At 55.4% G+C, this 21,303-nt stretch carries 21 protein-coding genes, 1 pseudogene and 1 riboswitch; of the genes and pseudogenes, 11 read left to right on the top strand and 11 right to left on the bottom strand.

Translation table 11 applies throughout. The annotated features are described in order from the left end of the window. Positions 1 to 6: 6 nt before the first annotated feature. From A7P97_RS10035 to A7P97_RS03625, 6 genes are all read right to left on the bottom strand, one after another. On the bottom strand, positions 7 to 174 hold the full coding sequence (locus A7P97_RS10035) for a hypothetical protein (RefSeq protein WP_156497475.1): 168 nt from the start codon (positions 172 to 174) through the stop codon (positions 7 to 9). A 77-nt stretch (positions 175 to 251) separates the two neighbouring features. Further along, positions 252 to 2,897, bottom strand: a complete 2,646-nt coding sequence (gene leuS / locus A7P97_RS03605; protein WP_067530425.1) for a leucine--tRNA ligase — start codon at positions 2,895 to 2,897, stop codon at positions 252 to 254. A 688-nt stretch (positions 2,898 to 3,585) separates the two neighbouring features. Further along, positions 3,586 to 5,349: a phosphoenolpyruvate--protein phosphotransferase gene (ptsP, locus tag A7P97_RS03610; protein WP_067530426.1), complete on the bottom strand. Its 1,764-nt coding sequence runs from the start codon at positions 5,347 to 5,349 to the stop codon at positions 3,586 to 3,588. A gap of 2 nt (positions 5,350 to 5,351) precedes the next feature. After that, positions 5,352 to 5,621 carry an HPr family phosphocarrier protein gene (locus A7P97_RS03615; protein ID WP_067530427.1) on the bottom strand — a complete coding sequence of 90 codons (270 nt, stop codon included), beginning with the start codon at positions 5,619 to 5,621 and terminating at the stop codon, positions 5,352 to 5,354. Beyond that, positions 5,615 to 6,016 (bottom strand): PTS sugar transporter subunit IIA, encoded by a 402-nt coding sequence (locus A7P97_RS03620; protein WP_369815094.1) that lies wholly within the window; start codon positions 6,014 to 6,016, stop codon positions 5,615 to 5,617. The genes A7P97_RS03615 and A7P97_RS03620 overlap by 7 nt, the downstream gene beginning before the upstream one ends. A 167-nt stretch (positions 6,017 to 6,183) precedes the next feature. After that, entirely contained in the window at positions 6,184 to 6,675 is a 492-nt protein-coding gene (locus A7P97_RS03625) for a DUF456 domain-containing protein (protein WP_067449207.1), read from the bottom strand. Between the two features lie 213 nt (positions 6,676 to 6,888). On the opposite strand from A7P97_RS03625, the gene A7P97_RS03630 reads away from it, so the two are divergent. Beyond that, positions 6,889 to 7,680: an inositol monophosphatase family protein gene (locus A7P97_RS03630; RefSeq protein ID WP_067596315.1), complete on the top strand. Its 792-nt coding sequence runs from the start codon at positions 6,889 to 6,891 to the stop codon at positions 7,678 to 7,680. Positions 7,681 to 7,775: 95 nt separating this feature from the next. Here A7P97_RS03630 and A7P97_RS10040 read toward each other — a convergent pair whose 3' ends face one another. The 3 genes from A7P97_RS10040 to A7P97_RS03650 all read right to left on the bottom strand — a co-directional run bounded on the left by A7P97_RS10040 (position 7,776) and on the right by A7P97_RS03650 (position 10,816). Further along, on the bottom strand, positions 7,776 to 8,306 hold the full coding sequence (locus A7P97_RS10040) for a hypothetical protein (protein WP_156497476.1): 531 nt from the start codon (positions 8,304 to 8,306) through the stop codon (positions 7,776 to 7,778). Between the two features lie 215 nt (positions 8,307 to 8,521). Then, positions 8,522 to 10,117, bottom strand: coding sequence for a peptide chain release factor 3 (locus A7P97_RS03645; RefSeq protein ID WP_067530432.1), 1,596 nt, complete (start codon positions 10,115 to 10,117; stop codon positions 8,522 to 8,524). A gap of 192 nt (positions 10,118 to 10,309) precedes the next feature. Next, positions 10,310 to 10,816 (bottom strand): hypothetical protein, encoded by a 507-nt coding sequence (locus tag A7P97_RS03650; RefSeq protein ID WP_067530433.1) that lies wholly within the window; start codon positions 10,814 to 10,816, stop codon positions 10,310 to 10,312. Positions 10,817 to 11,018: 202 nt separating this feature from the next. Between A7P97_RS03650 and xseA the strand changes: the two genes are divergently transcribed. Further along, the gene (gene xseA, locus A7P97_RS03655) at positions 11,019 to 12,371 is read left to right on the top strand and encodes an exodeoxyribonuclease VII large subunit (RefSeq protein WP_067530434.1); all 1,353 of its coding nucleotides are present in this window, start codon (positions 11,019 to 11,021) and stop codon (positions 12,369 to 12,371) included. A gap of 173 nt (positions 12,372 to 12,544) precedes the next feature. Here the strand turns inward: xseA and A7P97_RS03660 are convergent, their stop codons facing one another. After that, positions 12,545 to 12,793: a hypothetical protein gene (locus A7P97_RS03660; RefSeq protein WP_346265211.1), complete on the bottom strand. Its 249-nt coding sequence runs from the start codon at positions 12,791 to 12,793 to the stop codon at positions 12,545 to 12,547. Between the two features lie 512 nt (positions 12,794 to 13,305). Between A7P97_RS03660 and A7P97_RS10935 the strand changes: the two genes are divergently transcribed. The 3 genes and pseudogenes from A7P97_RS10935 to A7P97_RS10945 form a co-directional block, all read left to right on the top strand. Next, on the top strand, positions 13,306 to 13,479 hold the full coding sequence (locus tag A7P97_RS10935) for a serine dehydratase beta chain (RefSeq protein WP_304438629.1): 174 nt from the start codon (positions 13,306 to 13,308) through the stop codon (positions 13,477 to 13,479). Positions 13,480 to 13,530: 51 nt separating this feature from the next. Beyond that, entirely contained in the window at positions 13,531 to 13,698 is a 168-nt protein-coding gene (locus A7P97_RS10940) for a hypothetical protein (RefSeq protein WP_304438626.1), read from the top strand. A 248-nt stretch (positions 13,699 to 13,946) separates the two neighbouring features. Next, positions 13,947 to 14,515: pseudogene (locus A7P97_RS10945) on the top strand (L-serine ammonia-lyase, iron-sulfur-dependent, subunit alpha); the annotation flags it as partial. A gap of 271 nt (positions 14,516 to 14,786) precedes the next feature. Here the strand turns inward: A7P97_RS10945 and A7P97_RS03670 are convergent. After that, positions 14,787 to 16,454, bottom strand: coding sequence for an AarF/ABC1/UbiB kinase family protein (locus tag A7P97_RS03670; RefSeq protein ID WP_067530435.1), 1,668 nt, complete (start codon positions 16,452 to 16,454; stop codon positions 14,787 to 14,789). Between the two features lie 166 nt (positions 16,455 to 16,620). On the opposite strand from A7P97_RS03670, the gene A7P97_RS03675 reads away from it, so the two are divergent. From A7P97_RS03675 to cytX, 6 genes are all read left to right on the top strand, one after another. Further along, positions 16,621 to 17,217, top strand: a complete 597-nt coding sequence (locus A7P97_RS03675; protein ID WP_067530436.1) for a C40 family peptidase — start codon at positions 16,621 to 16,623, stop codon at positions 17,215 to 17,217. Positions 17,218 to 17,228: 11 nt separating this feature from the next. Next, on the top strand, positions 17,229 to 17,441 hold the full coding sequence (locus A7P97_RS03680) for a hypothetical protein (protein WP_003823382.1): 213 nt from the start codon (positions 17,229 to 17,231) through the stop codon (positions 17,439 to 17,441). A 309-nt stretch (positions 17,442 to 17,750) separates the two neighbouring features. Continuing rightward, on the top strand, positions 17,751 to 18,299 hold the full coding sequence (locus A7P97_RS03685) for a YqgE/AlgH family protein (RefSeq protein WP_067530437.1): 549 nt from the start codon (positions 17,751 to 17,753) through the stop codon (positions 18,297 to 18,299). Continuing rightward, positions 18,292 to 18,738 (top strand): Holliday junction resolvase RuvX, encoded by a 447-nt coding sequence (gene ruvX, locus A7P97_RS03690; RefSeq protein ID WP_067530438.1) that lies wholly within the window; start codon positions 18,292 to 18,294, stop codon positions 18,736 to 18,738. The genes A7P97_RS03685 and ruvX overlap by 8 nt, the downstream gene beginning before the upstream one ends. Before the next feature lie 138 nt (positions 18,739 to 18,876). Further along, the gene (locus tag A7P97_RS03695; protein ID WP_082887588.1) at positions 18,877 to 19,440 is read left to right on the top strand and encodes a hypothetical protein; all 564 of its coding nucleotides are present in this window, start codon (positions 18,877 to 18,879) and stop codon (positions 19,438 to 19,440) included. Between the two features lie 395 nt (positions 19,441 to 19,835). After that, a riboswitch (TPP riboswitch) is annotated at positions 19,836 to 19,930 on the top strand. A gap of 156 nt (positions 19,931 to 20,086) precedes the next feature. Further along, a complete protein-coding gene (cytX, locus tag A7P97_RS03700; protein WP_067596317.1) occupies positions 20,087 to 21,298 on the top strand; it encodes a putative hydroxymethylpyrimidine transporter CytX in 1,212 nt (403 codons plus the stop codon). Positions 21,299 to 21,303: the final 5 nt, after the last annotated feature.

Genomic DNA, 21,303 nt, shown 5'->3' on the forward strand with positions numbered 1-21,303 from the left:
TGCGTTTCAGATGGAAATTGGGATGACGGTATTATATAGCGGATTGGGTGAGAATTGAATGCGAGGGGAGGGCAGGGTGTTGTTTGGGAAGAGGGTTGGGCAAAGGGGGTGGTACATAAAGGCTACCTGAAATTTCAGGTAGCCTTCGTATTGCGGCGGGGAGATGATTACCAAGTTTTTTCTTGCTGAAAAACAGGCTACCTGAAGAAGCTAAATCGGTTTTCAGGTAGCCTTTATTCAACCAAACGGCCTTACACCACGATATTCACCAGCCGTTTCGGCACGATGATGATTTTCTTCGGCTCTTTGCCTTCCATAAACTTCTGCGCACCGGCAGTGGCGAGAGCGGCAGCTTCGATGGTGGCTTTGTCGGCCTCGGCAGGAACAGTGATTTTATCGCGCAGTTTGCCGTTTACCTGCACCATCATCTCCATCTCGGTTTGCACCAGCGCGGCAGGGTCGGCTTTTGGCCAGGGCTGTTGCCACACATTACCGCCCTCGCGCAGCTGCTCCCAAAGGTTTTCGCAAATATGCGGCACGATGGGCCACAGCAGAAGCAGTACGGTTTCGAGAGTTTCCTGCGCCACTTCGCGGCCGTGTGTTTCGGCGAATGCGCCGTTTTTGGCGGTGGCATCGTATTGGTTCAGCAGCTCCATCACGGCGGCGATGGCGGTGTTGAACTGCTGGCGGCGGTCGTAGTCGTCCGTTACTTTGGCGATGGTGCTGTGCAGTTTGAAGCGCAGGTCTTTCAGGCTGCTTGACAGGGCTTCCTGGCTACCTGAAAACTTGCTCACGCCGCTGCCGCCGTTTTGCACGAATTCGTACACGGTGCGCCACAGGCGGCGCAGGAAGCGGTGTGCGCCTTCCACGCCTGCATCCGACCATTCCAGCGACTGCTCGGGCGGGCTGGCGAACATCATAAACAGGCGGGCGGTGTCCGAGCCGTAGGCATCGATGATTTGCTGCGGGTCCACACCGTTGTTTTTGGATTTGGACATTTTTTCCACGCCGCCGATGACCACGGGCTGCCCGTCCGCTTCCAGCACGGCGGACACGGGGCGGCCTTTGTCGTCGGTCTGCACGCGCACTTCGGCGGGGTTGAACCAGGTTTTTTTGCCGTCCGCGCCTTCGCGGAAATACGTCGCTGCCAGCACCATGCCCTGCGTGAGCAGTTGTTTGAACGGCTCGCGCACCGACACAATGCCTTCGTCGTTCATCAGTTTAGTAAAGAAACGGGCATATAAAAGGTGCAGAATGGCGTGTTCGATACCGCCGATATATTGATCAACCTGCCCCCAATACGCGGCGGCTTCGGGCGCAACCATGTGCGCGTCGTCGCGCGGCGACATATAGCGGAACTGGTACCAGCTCGATTCCACAAACGTGTCCATGGTGTCGGTTTCGCGCTTGGCCGCGCCGCCGCATTTCGGACATTTTGTCTCGTAAAATTCGGGCATTTTGGCCAGCGGCGAGCCTGCGCCGTCGGGCACGACGTTTTCAGGCAGCACCACGGGCAAATCTTGTTCGGGCACGGGCACGTCGCCGCAGGTATCGCAATGGATAATCGGCACGGGGCAGCCCCAATAGCGTTGGCGCGAAATGCCCCAGTCGCGCAGGCGGTATTGCGTTTTCGGCTCGCCCGCAGAAGCAGCCTGCAACTTGGCGGCGATGGCATCGAAGGCTTCTTGGAAATTCAAACCGTCCAGATCGCCGCTGTTCACCAGCACGCCGTTTTCCTTGTCGGCATACCAGTCCTGCCATTGCGCCGCGTCAAACGGCTGGCCGTCCACGCTAATCACTTGTTTAATCGGTAGATTATACTGTTTTGCAAAGGCAAAATCGCGCTCGTCATGCGCGGGCACGGCCATCACCGCGCCGTCGCCGTAGCCCCACAGCACATAGTTCGCCACCCACACTTCCAGCCGCTCGCCGTTGAGCGGGTTGATGACGAAACGGCCGGTGGGCATGCCTTTTTTCTCCATGGTCGCCATGTCGGCTTCCGCCACGCTGCCGGCCTTGCATTCGGCAATGAACGCTTGCAGTGCAGGCTGCTTTTCGGCAGCGGCGGCGGCCAGCGGATGCTCGGCGGCCACGGCCACATACGTCGCGCCCATCAGCGTGTCGGGTCGGGTGGTGTACACCTGCACAAACTCGCGGTGGTTTTCAGGTAGCCCTTCGCGGCTGTCGGCGGCTACCTGAAAACGCACCGTTATGCCGCGCGATTTGCCAATCCAGTTGCGCTGCATGGTTTTCACTTGTTCCGGCCAGTCCAAATCGTCCAAATCCGCCAGCAGCTGCTCGGCATAATCGGTGATTTTGAAGTAGTACATCGGGATTTCGCGCTTTTCCACCAGCGCGCCGGAACGCCAGCCGCGCCCGTCAATCACCTGTTCGTTCGCCAGCACGGTTTGGTCAATCGGGTCCCAGTTCACCGTGCCTAGTTTCTTGTACACAATGCCTTTTTCAAACAGCTTGGTAAACAGGAGTTGCTCCCAGCGGTAGTATTCCGGGCGGCAGGTGGCGATTTCGCGCTCCCAATCCAGCGCAAAGCCCAGGCTCTGCAACTGCTTGCGCATATAGGCAATGTTTTCATACGTCCATTTGGACGGCGCGACTTGGTGGTTAATCGCCGCATTTTCGGCGGGCATGCCGAACGCGTCCCAACCCATTGGCTGCAACACGTTGAACCCCTGCATTTTTTTGAAGCGGCTGCGCACATCGCCGATGGTGTAGTTGCGCACATGCCCCATGTGCAGCCTGCCGCTGGGATAGGGGAACATGGAGAGGCAGTAGAATTTGGGTTTGGAAGCGTCTTCGGACACATTGAACACGCGTTCGGCAGCCCATTTTTTCTGCGCAGCGGGTTCGGTGAGTGAGGGTTGGTAGTGTTCTTGCATGATGAGGTTTTGCCGATGGTTTCGGATAGATTGAAAAGCTATGGATTATAAGCCAGCAGCGGGCGCTACGCCAAACGGGATGACGGCGGGAAAATCAATTAGGGATGATACAGCGTTAGCTTGCCTTACTAACCTGTACTGTCTATGGCTAGCCACCTGATCTCATTCCTACTTTGAACAATTATAAATTGGGAGGCTGTTGTTTGAAACAGCCTCCCAAGGCGATGTAATGATTCTGAAAAAACGAGCTCATAGATTGCAATAGTCGGTTCCACATTTCTCTGTGGCCAGAGGCTACCTGAAAGCACAAAACTCAAATGAGCTTAGCTTCCTTCCCTTCGTTTTGGCTGGCTAAATATAGAAACCCCCTCCATTTAGCCTACACAAAAAAAACCATCAATACCAAGGGAGGAAGTATCGATGGCCAATTTGCGGGAAAACGTCTACTTACTATCCATGCTTGCCTACCAAGAAGCAGCACAGATGTAGTACATTATATATAACACTTTCCACGATGTCTCTACCTAATTGTCTTTTTTACCTAACTGCCGCAATTTACTGCAATTAAATTGCATAAAAATACACTTTGCCAACAACTCGAGCGTTTACTTTACTTAATATTGATATCAGTATTTAAACAATATTGTTTAACATTTATTCACTTTTTGCCTGATAATGCCGTGCGATGTTATGTTGTTTCAAATGTTGTATTTTTGTCATCATCCATTGTATTCATCTTTTTAACGGCTTGCCGCACCTTCTCCGGATCGCTCAGGCGCAGCAGTTTTTGCACCTGTGCTGCCAGCTCGCCGGCGTGGCTTTGAATGATTACATTCTTCACGGCCAAAAGATTGCTGGCGTTCATGGAGAAGCGGCGCAAGCCCAAGCCGAGCAGCAGGCGGATGAAATGTAAATCACCAGCCATTTCGCCGCATACCGACACTGGCTTGCCCATGCGTTTGGCAGTGCGGAAAATATGGTGCAGTAGTTTCAACACTGCTGGATGGGCGGGCTGGTAGAGGTAGCTCACGCTATCGTCGCCACGGTCTACTGATAAGGTGTATTGAATCAAATCGTTGGTGCCCACCGAGATAAAATCCAAGTGTTGCAGGATATGACCCACTGTGAGCGCGGCAGAGGGAATTTCAATCATCGCGCCCACCTGCACTTCGCCATATTCTGTGTCACGTTCATCCAGCTGCTTACGGGCAATGGCCAAATGATTGATACATTGTCGCACTTCATCCACCGAAGTAATCATCGGCCACATAATCTTTACCGACCCGTGCGCCGCTGCGCGCAAAATCGCACGCATTTGGGTACGGAACATCAGTGGCTCGGCCAGGCATAGGCGGATACCGGTCATGCCCAGCGCGGGATTGAGCGCATGGTCCTCGCCGAACCAGCGCGGGTTTTTGTCCACGCCTAAATCCACGGTGCGCACGGTGAGCGGCTTGCCTTTGAGCTTTTTCACAATGCCGGTATACACGCGGTATTGCTCGTCTTCATCAGGCAGATTGTCGCGGTTGAGAAACAGAAATTCACTGCGAAACAACCCCACGCCGTCGGCAGAGAGGCGGTGCATCAGGCGCACATCCTGAGCAGATTCGATATTGGCCAACAGCTCGATGTCTACGCCGTCTTTGGTGGTGGCGGTGATGTCTTTGAGTTTGTTGAGCAGGCGGCGCTGGCTGCGGTATACGCGGTCGCGCTTGCGGTATTCGCTGAGGATTAAATCGTCGGGGTTGATAATCAGCACGCCACTGATGCCGTCCACGATAATCCAGTCGTCTTGGCTGATGAGTTCGCGTGCGTTGTAGAGCCCGATTACCGAGGGCATATCCAGGCTGCGCCCCAAAATGGCGGTATGGCTGGTGGGGCCGCCGGCATCGGTGGCGAATCCGGCAATGTGGTGTTCTTTGAAATACACTGCATCGGCAGGCGACAAATCGTGGGCAATCAGGATGATGTCGTCGTCTAACTCGCTTTCTTCGGGCATGAAATCGGTGTTCTGCCCCATCAGGTTTTGGTGAATCCGCTCGGCTACCTGAAGCATATCCTGCTTGCGTTCGCGCAGGTATTCATCTTCAATCGCATCAAACTGCTCGGCCAGCTTGTCGGTTTGCAGCTTCAGTGCCCATTCGGCATTGATGGCCTGCGCGCGCAGAATATCAATCGGCTCGCGCGAAAGTGTAACGTCGGTCAGGAGCATCAGGTGCAGCGAAATAAACGCGCCCAATTCTGTTGGCGCATTTTCCGGAATGGCGCTGCGCAGCTGCTCCAGTTGTCGGCGCGTGGCCTTGATGGCGGCATCGAAACGTTCGGCTTCCGCATCAATTTCTTCCGGCGCCAAATCCAGCTGCGGTACTTCCTCCATACCGCGTACCACCAAATGTGCCCGCCCGATGGCAATCCCGCCGCCTGCTGCAAATCCGTGCAACACCACGCTCATGTTTATTCGCCTTCGTCAAAATAATTGTTGATTAAAGCCGTCAGCGCCTGCATGGCTGCTCGTTCGTCGGCGCCCTCGGTTTCAATTTCAATCACCGAGCCCTTGGCTGCCGCCAGCATCATCAAACCCATAATGCTTTTGCCGTTTACGCATCTGCCGTTGCGGCACACCCGCACTTCCGCCGCAAACGCGCCTGCCGTTTGCGTGAACTTGCTGCACGCGCGCGCGTGCAGCCCCAGTTTGTTTATAATCTCCACCTCCTGTTTCAGCATACACCCTGCTCCTTTTCCGGCAACACCAACATAATCCCCGCCAAGGCCGACTGGCGGACCGACTCGGCCATTGCCAGTAAATCATCAGCCTTTTCCGCCTCCTGCACCGCTTTCACCATCATCGGCGCATTCAGCCCGGTGAGCATCACCATGCGGTGGTGCGGAAGCAGCCGGCGGCCGATATTGCATGGTGTGGCACCGAACACGTCGGCTAAAAGCAAAATACCGTCGGCAAACGCCAAACGCTCCGCTTCCGATTGGGCTCGAGCGGCGGCCACGTCCACATCTTCATCCGGGTTCACTCCCACAATCGCCAAATGCGCCGGTATCTGCCTGAAAAAATGCCGGGCCAGCTTGGTGTACGACTTGCCCAGCGTTTCATGTGTGATAATCATCAAACCAATCATTGTGTTTCTCATTCCATTGCAAAATTTTTTTCAGGTAGCCTTGAACCAGTTAGGAGGGCAATGATAAGCAGGCCGGAGGCTATCTGAAAACATGTAATCGGTCATTTTCCTTTTTCGGGTAGAGGGTGGATTTTGGCAACAGGCTACCTGAAACTTTAACTCAACCAATAATACACATACAGCCCGAAAATACTGAACAGCACCACCAGCGCACAGCCCAACTTCGCCACCACGCCCGCCACAAAGCCCAAGAGCGTGCCCAGCCCCACTTTGCCAGCTGCCCACAAGTTGCGTTGCGCCGCAAATTCTCCCATTGCCGCGCCAACCAGCGGGCCCAGCACCATGCCCGGCAGCGCAAAAAACAGCCCCACAACACCGCCCGCCAACGAGCCCCACAGCGCCTGTTTGCTCGCCCCGGTAAACTTCGCCCCCAGCAGCCCCGCCACATAATCCAGCGTCCAGGCCAGCGCCATAATCAGCCCCAACACCGTCAGCGCCGTGGTGCCGATAACTTCGTAATTCTGGCTGTAGGCCAAGAGCCAAGTGCCCGCAAACATCAGCGGCATCCCCGGCAGCAGCGGGTGTATTGCGCCCGCCAAACCTGCCAGCAGCAACACCAGTGCCAGAATAATCAGCAAAGCCGTCATCATTAAATTCCTTTATCAAACAAGGCAGGCAACTTTCCCGCACGTTCAATCAGATAAGGCCGCTGCCGCCAATTTAAAGCCCGGGCGCTTTTGCCCGTCTGCCGCCCAAGGTATAATGCCGCCCCAACATCGGCTGCCGTTTCCGGCGCAGCCTTTCCATTTTCAGGTAGTCTGCCAGCAGCAGCCTGCCCCCACCAGCCAAATCGGAGAAATATGAATCCCGTCCTCAACACCGCTGTCAAAGCCGCCCGCCGCGCCGGCGACATGATGCTACGTGCCGCCAACAACCTGCCCGCAGTTAAAATCGACAGCAAGGCCTTCAACGATTTCGTTTCCGACATAGACCGCACCGCCGAGGAAATCATCCGCGAAATCCTACAAGAAGCCTATCCCCAGCACAAAATCACCGCCGAAGAAGGCGGCAGTAGCGGCCCCGAAAAAGCCGAATACGAATGGATTATCGACCCGCTCGACGGCACCACCAACTACCTGCACGGCCATCCCCAATACGCCATCAGCATGGCTCTGCTGCACAAAGGCGTATTGCAGGAAGCTCTCGTTTACGCCCCCGAGCGCAACGACCTCTACCTCGCCTCACGCGGCCAAGGCGCCCTACTCAACGACCGCCGCATCCGCGTATCCAGCCGCATCGAGCTCAACCGCTGCCTGATTGGCACCGGCTTCCCCGTGGTGGATCAAAGCATGATGGAGCGCTACCTAAACATCCTGCGCGACTTCCTCGCCAAAACCGCCGGCGCCCGCCGCGAAGGCGCCGCCTCGCTCGATCTGTGCGCCGTGGCCTGTGGCCGCTTCGACGGCTTCTTCGAATTCAACCTCAAACCCTGGGACATCGCTGCCGGCGCACTTATCGTGCAGGAAGCGGGCGGTATTGTAACCGATATGCGCGGCAACGAAGGCTGGCTCGAAAGCGGCAACATCGTAGCCGCACCGCCCAAGGTGCTGGCACAAATGCTGCAAACCATCGCCCCGCATTTAGCTGCCTGATACCCTTGCACAATATAAAGGCTACCTGAAAACATAGCGTCAACGAAATTCAAACACGCGCCATGTTTTCAGGTAGCCTTTTCTCATCCCCACACTTATTCAGCCTCCACATAATACCCCAGCCGATTCTCCCGCATCTCCACCCGCACCGTTTGCCCAATCATCTCCCGTGGCGCACTCCGCAAAAAACCGTATTCCACATCAAACTGCGTACCATTCTCCAGCTCCAGCACCCACGTATTGAACCCGCTCCGGCTTCCCCGTATTTCCAACAGCCGGGCTTGCACTAAAGCTGGCGGTAGCGGCAGCAACGTAGCCAGCACGATGCCGTTTACCGCCACCCGCGTCATCACACAAGCCAGCAACACGCCCCACATCACGCGCGACATATTAGATTTAAACTTATTATGCGCACCCGCACCGCCCTGCCCTCCGTTCGCCGGCCAGCGCAGCAGCCAACGCACGCAGCACACCGCCAGCGGCACAAACACAATGATGCCCAGCCGCGAAGCATCTGCCTTCCACACCAGCGGCCGGGTAAGCAGCAAAAGCGATCCCAGCAACACCGCCACCACCAATGCCAGCTTGTTCCACCATTCCCATTCGCTCATTTTGAACCAAGCCATTTCGCTTTCTCCATTCGGTGTTCAGGCTACCTGAAAATACGCCTACCCGATTTTTCAGGCAGCCTTGCACATTCTTCACAAACAAGCACTTAAGTCTACCTGATAACCATGATTGTCTCCTAAGAACAGTTAAAGAATACAAGGCCAAGATGCGCAAACCAGCTCGCACTCACTCAACAAAGGCTACCTGAAACCCATTTTCAGGTAGCCTTTTATCAACTCAGCTTCGCCGCATGTTCCCTGGTTTCATGGAACACAATATCCGGCCAGCGTTCTTGCGTCAGGTTCAAATTCACGCGGTTGGGGGCGAGATATGCTAGATTGCCGCCTGCGTCTATCGACAGATTGCCTGCGTTGGCTTTTTCAAACTTCGCCAGTTTTTTCTTGTCTTCGCACGATACCCAGCGCGCCGACCAGATGGATGCGTTGTCGAACACGGCCTCTACGCCGTATTCGTTGGCCAGCCGCGAGGTAACGACTTCAAACTGCAACACGCCGACCGCGCCCAAAATCAAATCTGCGCCGCTCATGGGTTTGAAGACTTGAACCGCGCCTTCTTCGCCGAGTTGTTGCAAGCCTTTTTGCAGTTGCTTGATTTTCAGCGGATTTTTGATGCGGACGCTGCGGAACAGTTCGGGCGCGAAGAAGGGGATGCCAGTGAACGCCAGTTGTTCGCCTTCGGAGAAGCTGTCGCCGATTTGGATGTTGCCGTGGTTCGGGATACCGATAATGTCACCCGCGTAGGCTTCTTCCACCAGCTCGCGGTCGTGCGACATGAACGTTACCACGCTGGAGGCGGCGATTTCGCGGTTGATGCGCAGGTGTTTCATCTTCATGCCGCGCTCGAATTTGCCGGAGCAGACGCGCAAAAAAGCGATGCGGTCGCGGTGTTTCGGGTTCATATTGGCTTGGATTTTAAAGATAAATCCGGAAAATTTCGGCTCGTCTGGCTCAACCATGCGCACGGTTGCATCGTGCGGTTTCGGCGCGGGCGCCCAGTCGATGAGCGAATTTAAAATTTCCTGAATCCCGAAGTTATTAATCGCCGAACCGAAGAACACGGGTGTGAGTTCGCCGGCGAGAAATTCGTCGAGATTGAACTCGTTGGAAGCAGCCTGCACCAATTCGATTTCGTCGCGCAACTGCTGGATTTCCAGCGGAAAGCGTTGTTCCAATTCGGGATTGTCGATACCTTTGATGATGTCGAACTCATGCGGCAGGCGTTCGCCGCCTGCTTCAAAGAGATAGATTTCGTCGTTCAGGATGTGGTACACGCCCTTGAAGTTTTTGCCCATGCCGATCGGCCAAGTAACGGGCGCGCAGCGGATTTTTAAAATATTTTCCACTTCGTCCAAGAGTTCCAAGGAATCGCGCACTTCGCGGTCGTATTTGTTCATGAAGGTAACAATCGGCGTATTGCGCAGGCGGCAGACGTTCAAGAGTTTGATGGTTTGCGCTTCCACGCCTTTTGCCGCGTCGATGACCATCAAGGCGCTGTCCACGGCGGTCAAAACGCGGTAGGTGTCTTCGGAGAAGTCTTGGTGTCCCGGCGTGTCCAAGAGGTTGACGGTGTGGTCTTTGTAGTCGAACTGCATCACGCTTGATGCCACGGAAATGCCGCGCTGCTTCTCGATTTCCATCCAGTCGGAGGTGGCGAATTTGCCGGTTTTCTTGCCTTTTACCGTACCCGCGCTCTGAATCGCGCCTGAAAACAGCAAGAGTTTTTCAGTCAGCGTGGTTTTACCCGCGTCGGGGTGGGAAATGATGGCAAACGTGCGGCGGCGGCGCACTTGGTCTGGAATATTGGACATGGCGGAAAATCCGAATTGAAAACGGCGTATTTTAACATATTGCCACGTAGGGAAAGGCTACCTGAAAATATCGGCTTGGGCGGAGCGGATACAAAAATAGAAACAGCCCGCTATCTTGCTTGGGATAGCGGGCTGGGTTTTGGTGGCGGATTAGGCTATCTGAAAATACAAAAATATTAGTTCAGAAAAATTTTACCAACCTATCGGCTTCCGATTACATCTAATTTCTTTTTCTAATTCTGCATACTTAGCTTGATATTCTTTCTCAAGCGCATCATGCTTCGCATCACGTTCACGGTCATATGGCAAAGCGTCTCTTGCAGCAAGAAATTCATCCCACAGCTTTTCACATAGTGGCTGATGTGCTGCAATTTTATCTTTAAACTCAGCATCTATCTTGGTGTAGCTACGGTCGCCGATATACATCGACTTGCCGTCATCCGATAGTTTGAACGGCACACCATGCACAGACAGCACACCGTCTTTTTCATCCAACACCACCGCTTTCCAGGCCATTCCTAATGAATCGTCAATACCCATCAGATTCCTGCCAAAATAATTACCGTTTTCATGCTTGATTTCCATCACTTCTTCTATTCTATCGCCCTGCTCGCGCCAGTAACCCACATAATCGTCCGTACTCTTGCCGCAGCCGGCCAACAAACAAACTGCCGTTATCAAAGTCAAACGTTTCAACATGATTTGCTCCTTATCAATACAGGTGGAAAAAATATTTTCGGCAGTATATTGTTTTTTTTTTTTGATTTGTCAATTTTAATTTACACAGACTATTTTAGTTTGAGAGGCTACCTGAAAAAGCAGGCAAATCCATCCGCCCGATTTTTCAGGTAGCCTTCCCCTTGTATAATGCCGCCTTTGTTTATTTTCCCGCCGTCTTGCCATGTCCGACCTATTCGCTCCCGCCGCGCTCTCTGTTTCCGAGCTCAACCATTTGGCTAAAAACCTGCTGGAAGACCAGCTTGCCGGGCTGTGGGTGGGCGGCGAAGTGTCGAATTTGGTGAAGGCGGCCAGCGGGCACTATTATTTTGTTTTAAAAGACCAACGCGCCCAGGTGCGCTGCACTTTGTTTAAGCATGCCGCCCGTTCGCTGGCCGCGCTGCTGCGCGAGGGCGAGGAAGTGGAGGTGTTGGGCAAAATCACGCTATATGAGGCGCGCGGGGAGTTTCAGATTAATGTGCAGGAAGTGCGGCGCAAGGGGCTGGGGCAGCTGTTTGAAGCTTATGAACGGCTAAAGCGGCGCCTGCAGGCGGAAGGGCTGTTCGCCGCAGAGCGCAAACGACCGCTGCCTACCGTGCCGCAGTGTATTGGCGTGGTCACCAGCCTGTCGGCGGCGGCATTGCGCGATGTGGTCACCACGTTGCGGCGGCGTGCGCCGGATGTGCGCGTGGTGGTGTATCCCACGGCGGTGCAGGGCGCGGGCAGCGAGTTTCAGGTAGCCTCGGCCATTGCGGCGGCGGCGGAACATGCGCAGGCGGATGTGCTGATTGTGTGCCGAGGCGGGGGTAGCATTGAGGATTTGTGGGCGTTTAACGAAGAGGCGGCGGTGCGCGCGGTGGCGGCCTCGCCGATTCCGGTGGTGAGCGGAGTGGGGCACGAAACGGATTTCACGCTCACGGATTTTGCCGCCGATGCGCGCGCGCCCACGCCCACCGCCGCCGCCGAGCTGGCCAGCCCGAACCGTGCGGAGCAGCTGGACAAAATGTGCCGCCTGCACAGCCATATGCGCCACACGCTGCAACGGCGCTGCACAGACGCGGCGCAACGGCTTGACTGGCATGCCGCGCAGTTGCGCCATCCGCGCCAGAAATGGCAGGAACAGCAGGCTGGCTTGCTGCGCAGCCGCCAAATGCTTGCCGACAATATGCTGCGCCACCTGCACCGCAAACAGGAGCAGCTGACCTACTTGGTCGAACTATGTCGCCGCAGCCGGCCGCAAGTGCAAACTGCTGTGCGACAGCTACAAACACAGGCCATGCAACTCAACCGCTACATGGCCGCACTCTTGGCACAAAAGCAGGCACAGTGCCAAAAGCAGGTGGGCATTTTGGATGCCCTCTCGCCACAACACACGTTGTCGCGCGGCTATAGCGTGATTACCGACCGTACGGGCAAAGTGGTGCGCGATGCGGGCAGACTGCACAGCGGGCAGGTGTTGCAGCTGCATTTCGAAACCGGCACGGCCAAGGCGCAGGTGTTGCCGCAGCGTACCGGGCAGCAGGATTTGTTTGATTAGCGCGTGCAAATATCGCTGCAGCAATTTTTTCCTGCGAGGCGGCACAAGCCAATGCAATCAAGAAACATCATCGCTGTAGTTATAGTTTTTCAGGTAGCCTCACTATAGGAAGGCTACCTGAAAAAGCAAAACGGCTTCCTTTGCGGAAGCCGTTTGTTGTTTGACCGATACGTTTATGCCACGGTAAAACCTTCTGCCGAGATGGCAGCTTTGAATGTTTCAAGGTCGAAGCCTTCGCCGTGTGTAATGACTACGCGGCCATTGTCATGATTAGCATTCACCATTCTCACACCCGCAACAGTTTCGCCCTTCAAAACCAAGCGATCCTCATCCGTTTTGTGCTTCATACCGGATACTTGAATCAACGTTTGTGGCATATTAACCTCTAAATATAAGTTGATTGAAAACAAAGATCTGGCCATACTGCACTGTTTTTTACAATTATGCGGCGCGTATCACAAAAAAATATTGTTCACACTTTGTTACGCGTTTCCCCCAACATCCTTGCTGCATCAAACAGGCAATGTATACATTTTGCCTAGGTAGCGGCAACTTGTCCAGCATTATTAAGGGGGGGAGGCCATATTCGTCGCTCGGTGTGTGGCAGCACACCCTAATGCTGCCAATGGCGCATTTGGTAAGATGCTGATGGATACGCAAAGTTGGATAACTATAGTGGATTAACTTTAGATCAGTAAGGCATTGGCTCGCTTTGCCGTTACGTGTGTACTATTTGTACTTGCCACCTTGTTCTGATTCTTGTTGGTTCACTATTATTAAAGAGGTGGAAAAATGATCAGTATTTTTGATATGTTCAAAATCGGTATAGGCCCGTCCAGTTTGCATACCGTGGGACCGATGCGTGCTGGTATACTGTTTCGCAAACAGCTTATCAAACAGGGACTACTGGATAAGATTGCTCGGTTTAGCGCCCATGTGTACGGCTCGCTCTCTTTACACTGGCAAAAACCACGGCACAGACCACACCATCATCGGCAGCCTGGCGGGCTACGAGCCGGATACAGTAGATACCACCGCCTCCCCCGAATTCATCGCGCAAGTATTGCACGGCAAAACCCGACATTGGCGGCAACTACACCCCGTTTGACTACGAACGCGACTTCATGTTCCATTCTTCCTTCTGCTACACGAAAACGGCATGCGCCTGGAAGCCTATGTCGGCGATGAGTTGGTGGCGCAGGAAGTGTTTTACTCCATCGGCGGCAGTTTTGTGATGACCGAAAAACAGTTTGCTGATAGCGGTAAGCAGTCCGCCCCTGTAAATGTGCTCTACCCATACACCAATGCGGACGATCTTATCCGCTAGTGTGCCGAATACAAGCTCTCTCCGAATTGATGTTTCGCAACGAATGCGCCCTGCGTCCGGAGCAGGAAGTATGCGACTATGTGTGCCAGACCATGAGTGACTATATCCAGCGCGGCCTGCATACCGAAGGTGTGCTGCCCGGCCTCATGCAGATACGCCGCCGCGCGCCGCTTTCACGCAAACAGTTTGAAAAAAACGGGCTGAACGATAAAGACCCGATGGCAGCGGTGGACTGGGTAAATATGGTGGCCTTCGCCGTCAACGAAGAAAACGCCGCCGGCGGGCGGTGGTTACCGCGCCCACCAACGGTGCCTGCGGCATCGTGCCCACTGTATTGGCCTACTACGACCACTTCATTTTCTACGCCGATGAAGAACACATCCTGCGTTATTTAATCACGGCCAGCGCCATCGGCAGCCTGTATAAAATGAATGCCTCCATTTCCGGCGCGGAAGTGGGCTGCCAGGGTGAAGTGGGCGTGGCCTGCTCCATGGCTGCTGCCGGACTGACCGAGATTCAGGGCGGCACTGTCGAACAAGTATGTATTGCCGCCGAAATCGCCATGGAGCACCATCTTGGCCTCACTTGCGACCTGGTGGGTGGTCAAGTGCAGGTGCCATGCATCGAACGTAACGCCATTTCATCCATCAAGGCCATCAATGCCTCACGCATGGCGCTGCAGCGCACCACTGATCCCATGGTGTCGCTGGATGCAGTCATAAAAACCATGTATGAAACCGGCAAAGATATGAACCCGAAATACCGCGAAACCTCTACCGGCGGCTTGGCCACGCACGTGGTGCATGTGATGTGTTGAGACTTAATGCTGTTTAGTGCCACAGAGGCAGGAAGGCTACCTGAAAATGGTTTTTCAGGTAGCCTTCTGATTGTAGCCATAGCCAAAGCAATTATTTTCTCTACCAAGCGGCGGGCTGCAAACAGTATGAATCACTTGGCAAAGCGAGCCTGCGCTGTCGGGAATTAAGTGCTTCGGCTATACGATATTAACGGTTGGCCTGCCGCCTATCTTCTCCTAGCTGTCGACACCGTTTGCCATACACTTTTTTACGTGCTTGAAAAGTTTTGTTTTAATGTTTGCCCGAACGCCAGATAGACCAGATAATCCACAGGCTGTTGGCAAAGGCCAAGAGATAGCCGAGGAAGCCCACAAACGACAAGCCAAACAGCTTCGGGCCGATATTGCTGCTGAGCAGGATGGATGAGCCGATAATCAACGCCGCCGTTACCATGCCCATGGTCAGCCGGTTGGCGCTGTATTCCAAGTGCCGGTTCAAACTGTCGAGGCGTTTTAAATCCAGGTTCACGTTTAGCCGACCGCTTTGCAGATTGCGATTGAGGCGCAGCAGGTTTTTGGGCAGCTCGCCCAACATCTGCCCCAGCATACGGCTTTGCGTGCGGCTTCGGCGCCAAAGTTGCCGTGGCGAAAGGCGCTGACGGATGACCTTCTGCACAATCGGTTTGGCGTGCTCCAGCAGTTGGAAGCTGCCGTCCAGCCTTTTCACTACGCCTTCGAGAGTGAGTAGGGCTTTGAACAGCATCACCAAATCGCCCGGCAAGGCCAGCTCGTGCTCGCGCATGATGCGGGTTAGATCGTTAATCACCTGGCTGATGCGCAGATCACGCACGGCGGTGTGTTCGTAGTCGAGCAGCATTTCCATCACGTCGGCGCCGAGCAGGTCTTCATCGGGAACATCGCCCTGCGCCCAGTTGCTCAGAATATATTGCACGGCAAACGGGTCGCGGTGGATAAGGGCTTCAATCAGCGCGTTGATTTCCTGCCGGCGCACCGGATTCAGGTAGCCCGTCATGCCGAAGTCGATCAGGCCGATGCGTAAGTCGGGATAAATAAAGATATTGCCCGGGTGCGGGTCGGCATGAAACAAGCCCTGCCCCAGTATCATGTTGAGCAGTACGTCGGTAATGCGGCAGGCCAGAATATGCCGCTCTTCTGCGCCAAGCAATTCGATTTCTGTATCTTTCAGCAGGGCGGCAGCCACGTATTCCTGCACCAACGCCTGCCGGTTGCTGTATTCGGGATATACCTTGGGAATATGCACTGCTGGATGGTCGGCATACAGCGCGGCAAACCGCTGCAAATGGCGCATTTCGGCCAGCAAATCGGTTTCCTTAGCCAGACTTTTGGCAAAATACTGCACCATCTGCACCGGCTGATAGCGTCGGGTTTCCGGCATTTCCGATTCGGTGAGCTGCGCCAGATGGGTTAGAATACGCAAATCCGCCCGGATGAGCGGCTCAATATCCGGCCGGCGCACCTTTACCGCCACCTCGCTGCCGTCGAGCAACACCGCGCGGTGCACCTGCGCAATAGAGGCGCTACCCAAAGGCTCGCTGTCGATGTGCCGGAACACCTGCTCCGGCGGGCAGCCCAGCTGCTCGGTGAGCAGGGAGAGAATCGCCTCGAAGGGCAAGGGATTCGCGCTGCTTTGCAGATGCTCGAATTCCTCAATCCATTCGGCGTTGAAAATATCAACCCGAGTGGCCAAAATCTGGCCGAGCTTGATAAAGGTCGGCCCCAGCTCCTCAAACGCCAGCCGGAAACGATGCGCCGTGCTCAACCCACCAGCATCTTCCTGAGCGGTTGAGCCACCGAGCCAAGAAGCACGATTCAGCTTAATCCGGCTGAGAAAACCGCCCAAACCGTGCCGCGCGAGTGTGGCTACGATTTGACGCAAACGATTGATATCGCCCAAAGCGGGCATGGCAGATCTAACCATACAGCCCCCTTGCGGAACCAGTGTCCGCACAAACAGATACACAGCATAACATACGCGCCCACCGGTGCGCACAAACTGCCCCTATTGCACACTGCCCGGCCAAACACATTGCCGTGCCTTACCGCACTATGCTATAACATGGGCAAAACAAGAAAGTTTCAGATTGATGAAGTGGATAAAACAAGCAACCCTCTGCGCCCTGGCCGCCCTTGCTTTCGGCCTCGCTCCCGCCGCATACGCCGCCCCGGAAGGATTGGATAACGACGCACTCGAGCGCCTGATCCGCGAACGCACCAGCCACAGCAACAATGCCCCCGCATCCAGCCGACAGTCTTCATCTTCAGGCAGCCGCTCCTCCTCCGGCAGCCAAGATGAAGCCGGCGACCTCATCATGAACGCCATGAGCCTCATCGGCCTCTCCTACCGCTTCGGCGGCAATTCCCCCACCCAAGGCCTCGATTGCAGCGGCTTCATGCAATATATCTTCAAACGCAGCATGGGCATCACCCTGCCGCGCACTTCCGCCGAAATGGCCACCGTAGGCCAGCAGGTAGACCGTGCCAACCTCAAGCCCGGCGACATGGTATTTTTCGGTTCGGGCGGCCGCGTCTCCCACGTCGGCATGTATATCGGCAACGACCGCTTCATCCACGCCCCGCGCACCGGCCGCGACATCGAAATCACCAGTATGAACGGCAACTATTGGAAAAGCCGCTACATCACCGCCCGCCGGGTAGACCGCTCCTCCCGCTTCACCCGTTAAAGGCCTGCATCATGAATATGCCCACCATGCCCAAATGGCACAGCGACGACGGCAGCATCGTATCGTGCACCGAAAAAGTGAAAGTGATGCAGGAAAACATGCAAGAGCTCTACCAGCTCGCACAAGACACCTTCGAAGACGCCCTGCTGATGGGCTGCAGCGAAAAACAAGTGCGCGAATTCCTGCAAGATTTGGTACGCAGCGTGCACAACCCATATAACTGATGCAAGCCGCATCTGCCAATTAATAAAAGGCTACCTGAAAATTTCAGGTAGCCTTTTCTATATGCTGTATGTGGTCGGTATGAGCGATGGCAGCACTGTGGTAGATGGTTTGTCTAGATTGTCAGTAAACAATTGCCGTACCGAATACTGGTCAGGCAGCACGCTATTTATTTTTCAGGTAGCCTCAAGCGTATGGAGGCTACCTGAAAATTGCCAGCCTAGATAAAACAGCACGGTATTAAATCAGGCATAACCGCTATATAATCTATACTATATAATTAAACTATTTCCACACACGCCGAAACCCATATGGATTTAACCAACCATTTCCTCATCGCCATGCCCGATATGCAGGATAATTTCTTTGCCGACAGCGTGGTGTATGTTTGCTCCTATTCCGCCGAAGGCTGCATGGGCGTGATTATCAACAAGCCCTCGCCGCTGCCGCTGCGGCAGATTCTTTCCGCCCAGCAGCACACCGAGCCGCAGCATTTGTTTGACGACTATATCTTCCTAGGTGGCCCGGTGCAGGTGGACCGCGGGTTTGTACTGCACAGCCCGGCGGGCAACTGGATGAGCAGCATCGTGATCGGCAACAATCTCGCACTCACCTCCTCCGGAGACATTCTTCCCCACCTGCACGACGAACAAAGCGTGAAGCAGGCCATGCTATTTATGGGCTACACTGGCTGGAGCGCCGGCCAGCTCGAGCGCGAGCTGGCAGAAAACAGCTGGCTCACCGTGCCTGCCAGCGAGCACATCATGTTTGGTATGCCGCACGAGCAGCGCTACCAAGCCGCCATGTCGCTGCTCAATATTGCCCCCGAGCAACTCATCCGAACCGGCGGCCATGCTTAATATCCCACACGGCACCACGCTGGCCTTCGATTTTGGCGAAACCCGCATCGGCGTGGCGCAGGGCGACGCCGAAGTGGGTATTGCCCACCCGCTGGCTACCGTCAGCGGCGAGGGCAACGACAAAAAATTCGCCGCCATCGCCGCCCTGGTGGCCGAATGGCGGCCGGTGCAATTTGTGGTAGGGCTGCCGCTTTCCACCGACGGCAGCGAACACGAAATGACCCGTCTGGCCCGCAAATTCGGCCGCCGCCTCAACGGCCGCTTCGGCCTGCCCGTGTATTGGGCAGACGAGAGGCTCACCTCGCTCTACGCCGCCGAACTCCTCAACCAAACCGGCCTTCGCGGCCGCAAACAAAAGCCCGTGCTCGACCAAGTGGCCGCGCAGGCGATTTTGCAGGGCTTCTTTGAAGGGGGCTGGGTGGAAGAGTTTCACGGTTGATCGCATGAAGGCTACCTGAAAACGGGAGTGAGATTTCAGGTAGCCTTTTGGCAATGTGCAGGCAAATCTTTGGAGCTATATGCTGCCCGTTGCCATCTGGTTTGATCTATCCCCACTCAAATAATTAAGGATGAAAACATGAAACTAAAATTATGGCCGGCCATATTGATGCTGTTGCCCGCGGTGGCTCTGGCCAAGCCTGCCCCGCGCGGCGAAGAAATCGTTTATTTCAGCGCACCGCCGGCAGGATCTGAAATCGGTTATCGGGCTTCGCAAGGCGGGCAGACGATTGTGGAGCTGGTGCCGAGAGGGCAAACGGTGCAGAATTGGGAGCGGATGGTTACCCTACAAACCTTCGCCGGCAACACCCGCTCGGTAAGCGATTTCCGCCGCGCGGTGTCGGACGGTTGGCGGAGCGCCTGCCCGGGCGGCAACACAATCAATCTGAGCGAAGGGCAGGAAAACGGCTATCCCTTCGCTTTTTGGCAAATGAGCTGCGAGCACAACCCGCAAAGCGGCAGGCCGGAATATACTTGGATAAAAGCGATGCGGGGCGAACGTGCGCTTTATGTGGCGCAATACGCCTTCCGTCACTTGCCGAGCCGGGCGGATCTGACCGATGCGGCACGCCGACTGCGCGGCATGTCGCTGTGCGATACGCGGCCGGGTAGGGCGCGCCAGCATCCTTGCGGCCGTCGTTAGAAATGTGGGAAAGGCTACCTGAAAGCTCACTATATCCGCTTTCAGGTAGCCTTTAAGCTGAATGCTGTTGTATGCTTGTCGGGCAGGGAACTGTCTGTATGGCAAAGTTGAACTACGGTGATGTGGTAAGAGTTGGCTGAAGTTTTTCAGGTAGCCTGTGGGGGAGGAGCTACCTGAAAACATGTGGGCTGCTTCTCTACAGTTCTAAAGCCAAACAGCAATCTGCCCCGATTACCCCGTTCCGTTATCATGCTTCCCGTTCGGATTTGCAGGTGTGCGGAACCGCAACGACTGGGTGTGGAAACATTTTTACCGGTGGAAGCATTCAACAATTTGGCGTTCGACTGCCTTTGCTGCGGCGGCTTGAAAAAACAGGGCGGCGGGGTATAATCGCGCCCAATTAGTCGGGGTGCTGCCTTGGGCGGCTGAGAGGATACCCGTTGTACCTGATCCGGTTAGCACCGGCGTAGGGAACTATCAGGCAGAGGAATGCGGCGGCATGTGCTGTTCGGGTTGCTTTGCCCCATCCGGAACGGATGGGTGTCTTCTCTGCTTTGCTCCCCTGGCTTGGTGTGCCGGGCTTTTTTATGCGCATTTGATACGCGGCTCGGTGGAGTAGTTTTCACAATATAGAGGAAACAGTTTGATGGAACAGCAGGCAGATAAACTTTCGGTTACCGCTTCGGCGGTGATTTGGTTTGGGGCGGCGGTGTCGGTGGCGGAAATTCTCACCGGCATGCTGTTTGCGCCGTTGGGTTGGCGCATGGGCCTTTTGGCAGTGGCTATTGGCCATGTGATCGGCGGGGTGCTGTTTTATCTGGCCGGGCTGATTGGGGCGCAAACGGGGCGCAGTGCGATGGAAACGGTACAGCTTTCCTTCGGCCGTCGCGGCTCGCTGCTGTTTTCGGCGGCCAACGTGGTGCAGCTGGCGGGCTGGACGGCGATTATGATTTTCACCGGGGCGCAGGCTGCGGCGGCGCTCACGGCGGGCTGGAGCGCCGCACAGATAGGGTGGAGCGTGATTATCGGCGCGCTGATTTTGCTGTGGCTGCGTATTGGGATGCGGAATTTCAGCAAAATCAATTTTGTGTCGATGGGCACGCTGTTTACGTTAACGCTGTGGTTGAGTGTTCAGGTAGCCTCCGGCGAGCCGGCGGCAGCCGGGCAGGCAGATGCGGAGGCGATGAGTTTCGGGCTGGCAGTGGAGCTGGCGGCGGTGATGCCGCTGTCGTGGTTGCCGCTGGTGTCGGACTACACCCGCCGCGCAGCCAAGGCACGGGCGGCCACGCTTTCGGCTACGCTGGCTTATTTCTGCACCAGCTCGTGGATGTATGCCATCGGGCTGGCGGCGGCGCTGTTTGCCGGCCAGAGCGAAATCGCGCCGATGCTGCAATATGCCGGGCTGGGCGCGGCCGGGATTTTGGTGGTGGTGTTGTCCACGGTGAGCACGACGTTTTTGGATGCGTATTCGGCCGGGGTGAGCTTTCACAGCATCAGCAGCTGTTTTGGTGAAGTGGCGGTGGCAGCGGCGGTTACGCTGCTGGGCACGCTGCTGGCGCTGGTGTTTGATGTGAGCCGCTTTGAAGGGTTTCTGTATTTTATCGGCTCGGTGTTTGCGCCGATGATTGCGGTGCAGATTGCGGATTATTTTGTGCTGAAACGCAAGCCGGCTTCAGGGGAAGCGGATTGGGTGAGCCTGGCATTATGGCTGGCGGGTTTTGTGTTCTACCGCCTGATGCTGCAATGGCAGCCGCCGCTGGGCACCACGCTGCCGGTGATTGCGGCCACGTTTGCGCTGACGCTGCTGGTGCGTAAGTTGCTGCCGGCAGCGGACGGAGCGGCAGTGCACGAAAGTTAAGTAGA

The sequence above is a fragment of the Eikenella sp. NML070372 genome (assembly GCF_001648415.1).
Lineage (GTDB): Bacteria > Pseudomonadota > Gammaproteobacteria > Burkholderiales > Neisseriaceae > Eikenella > Eikenella exigua.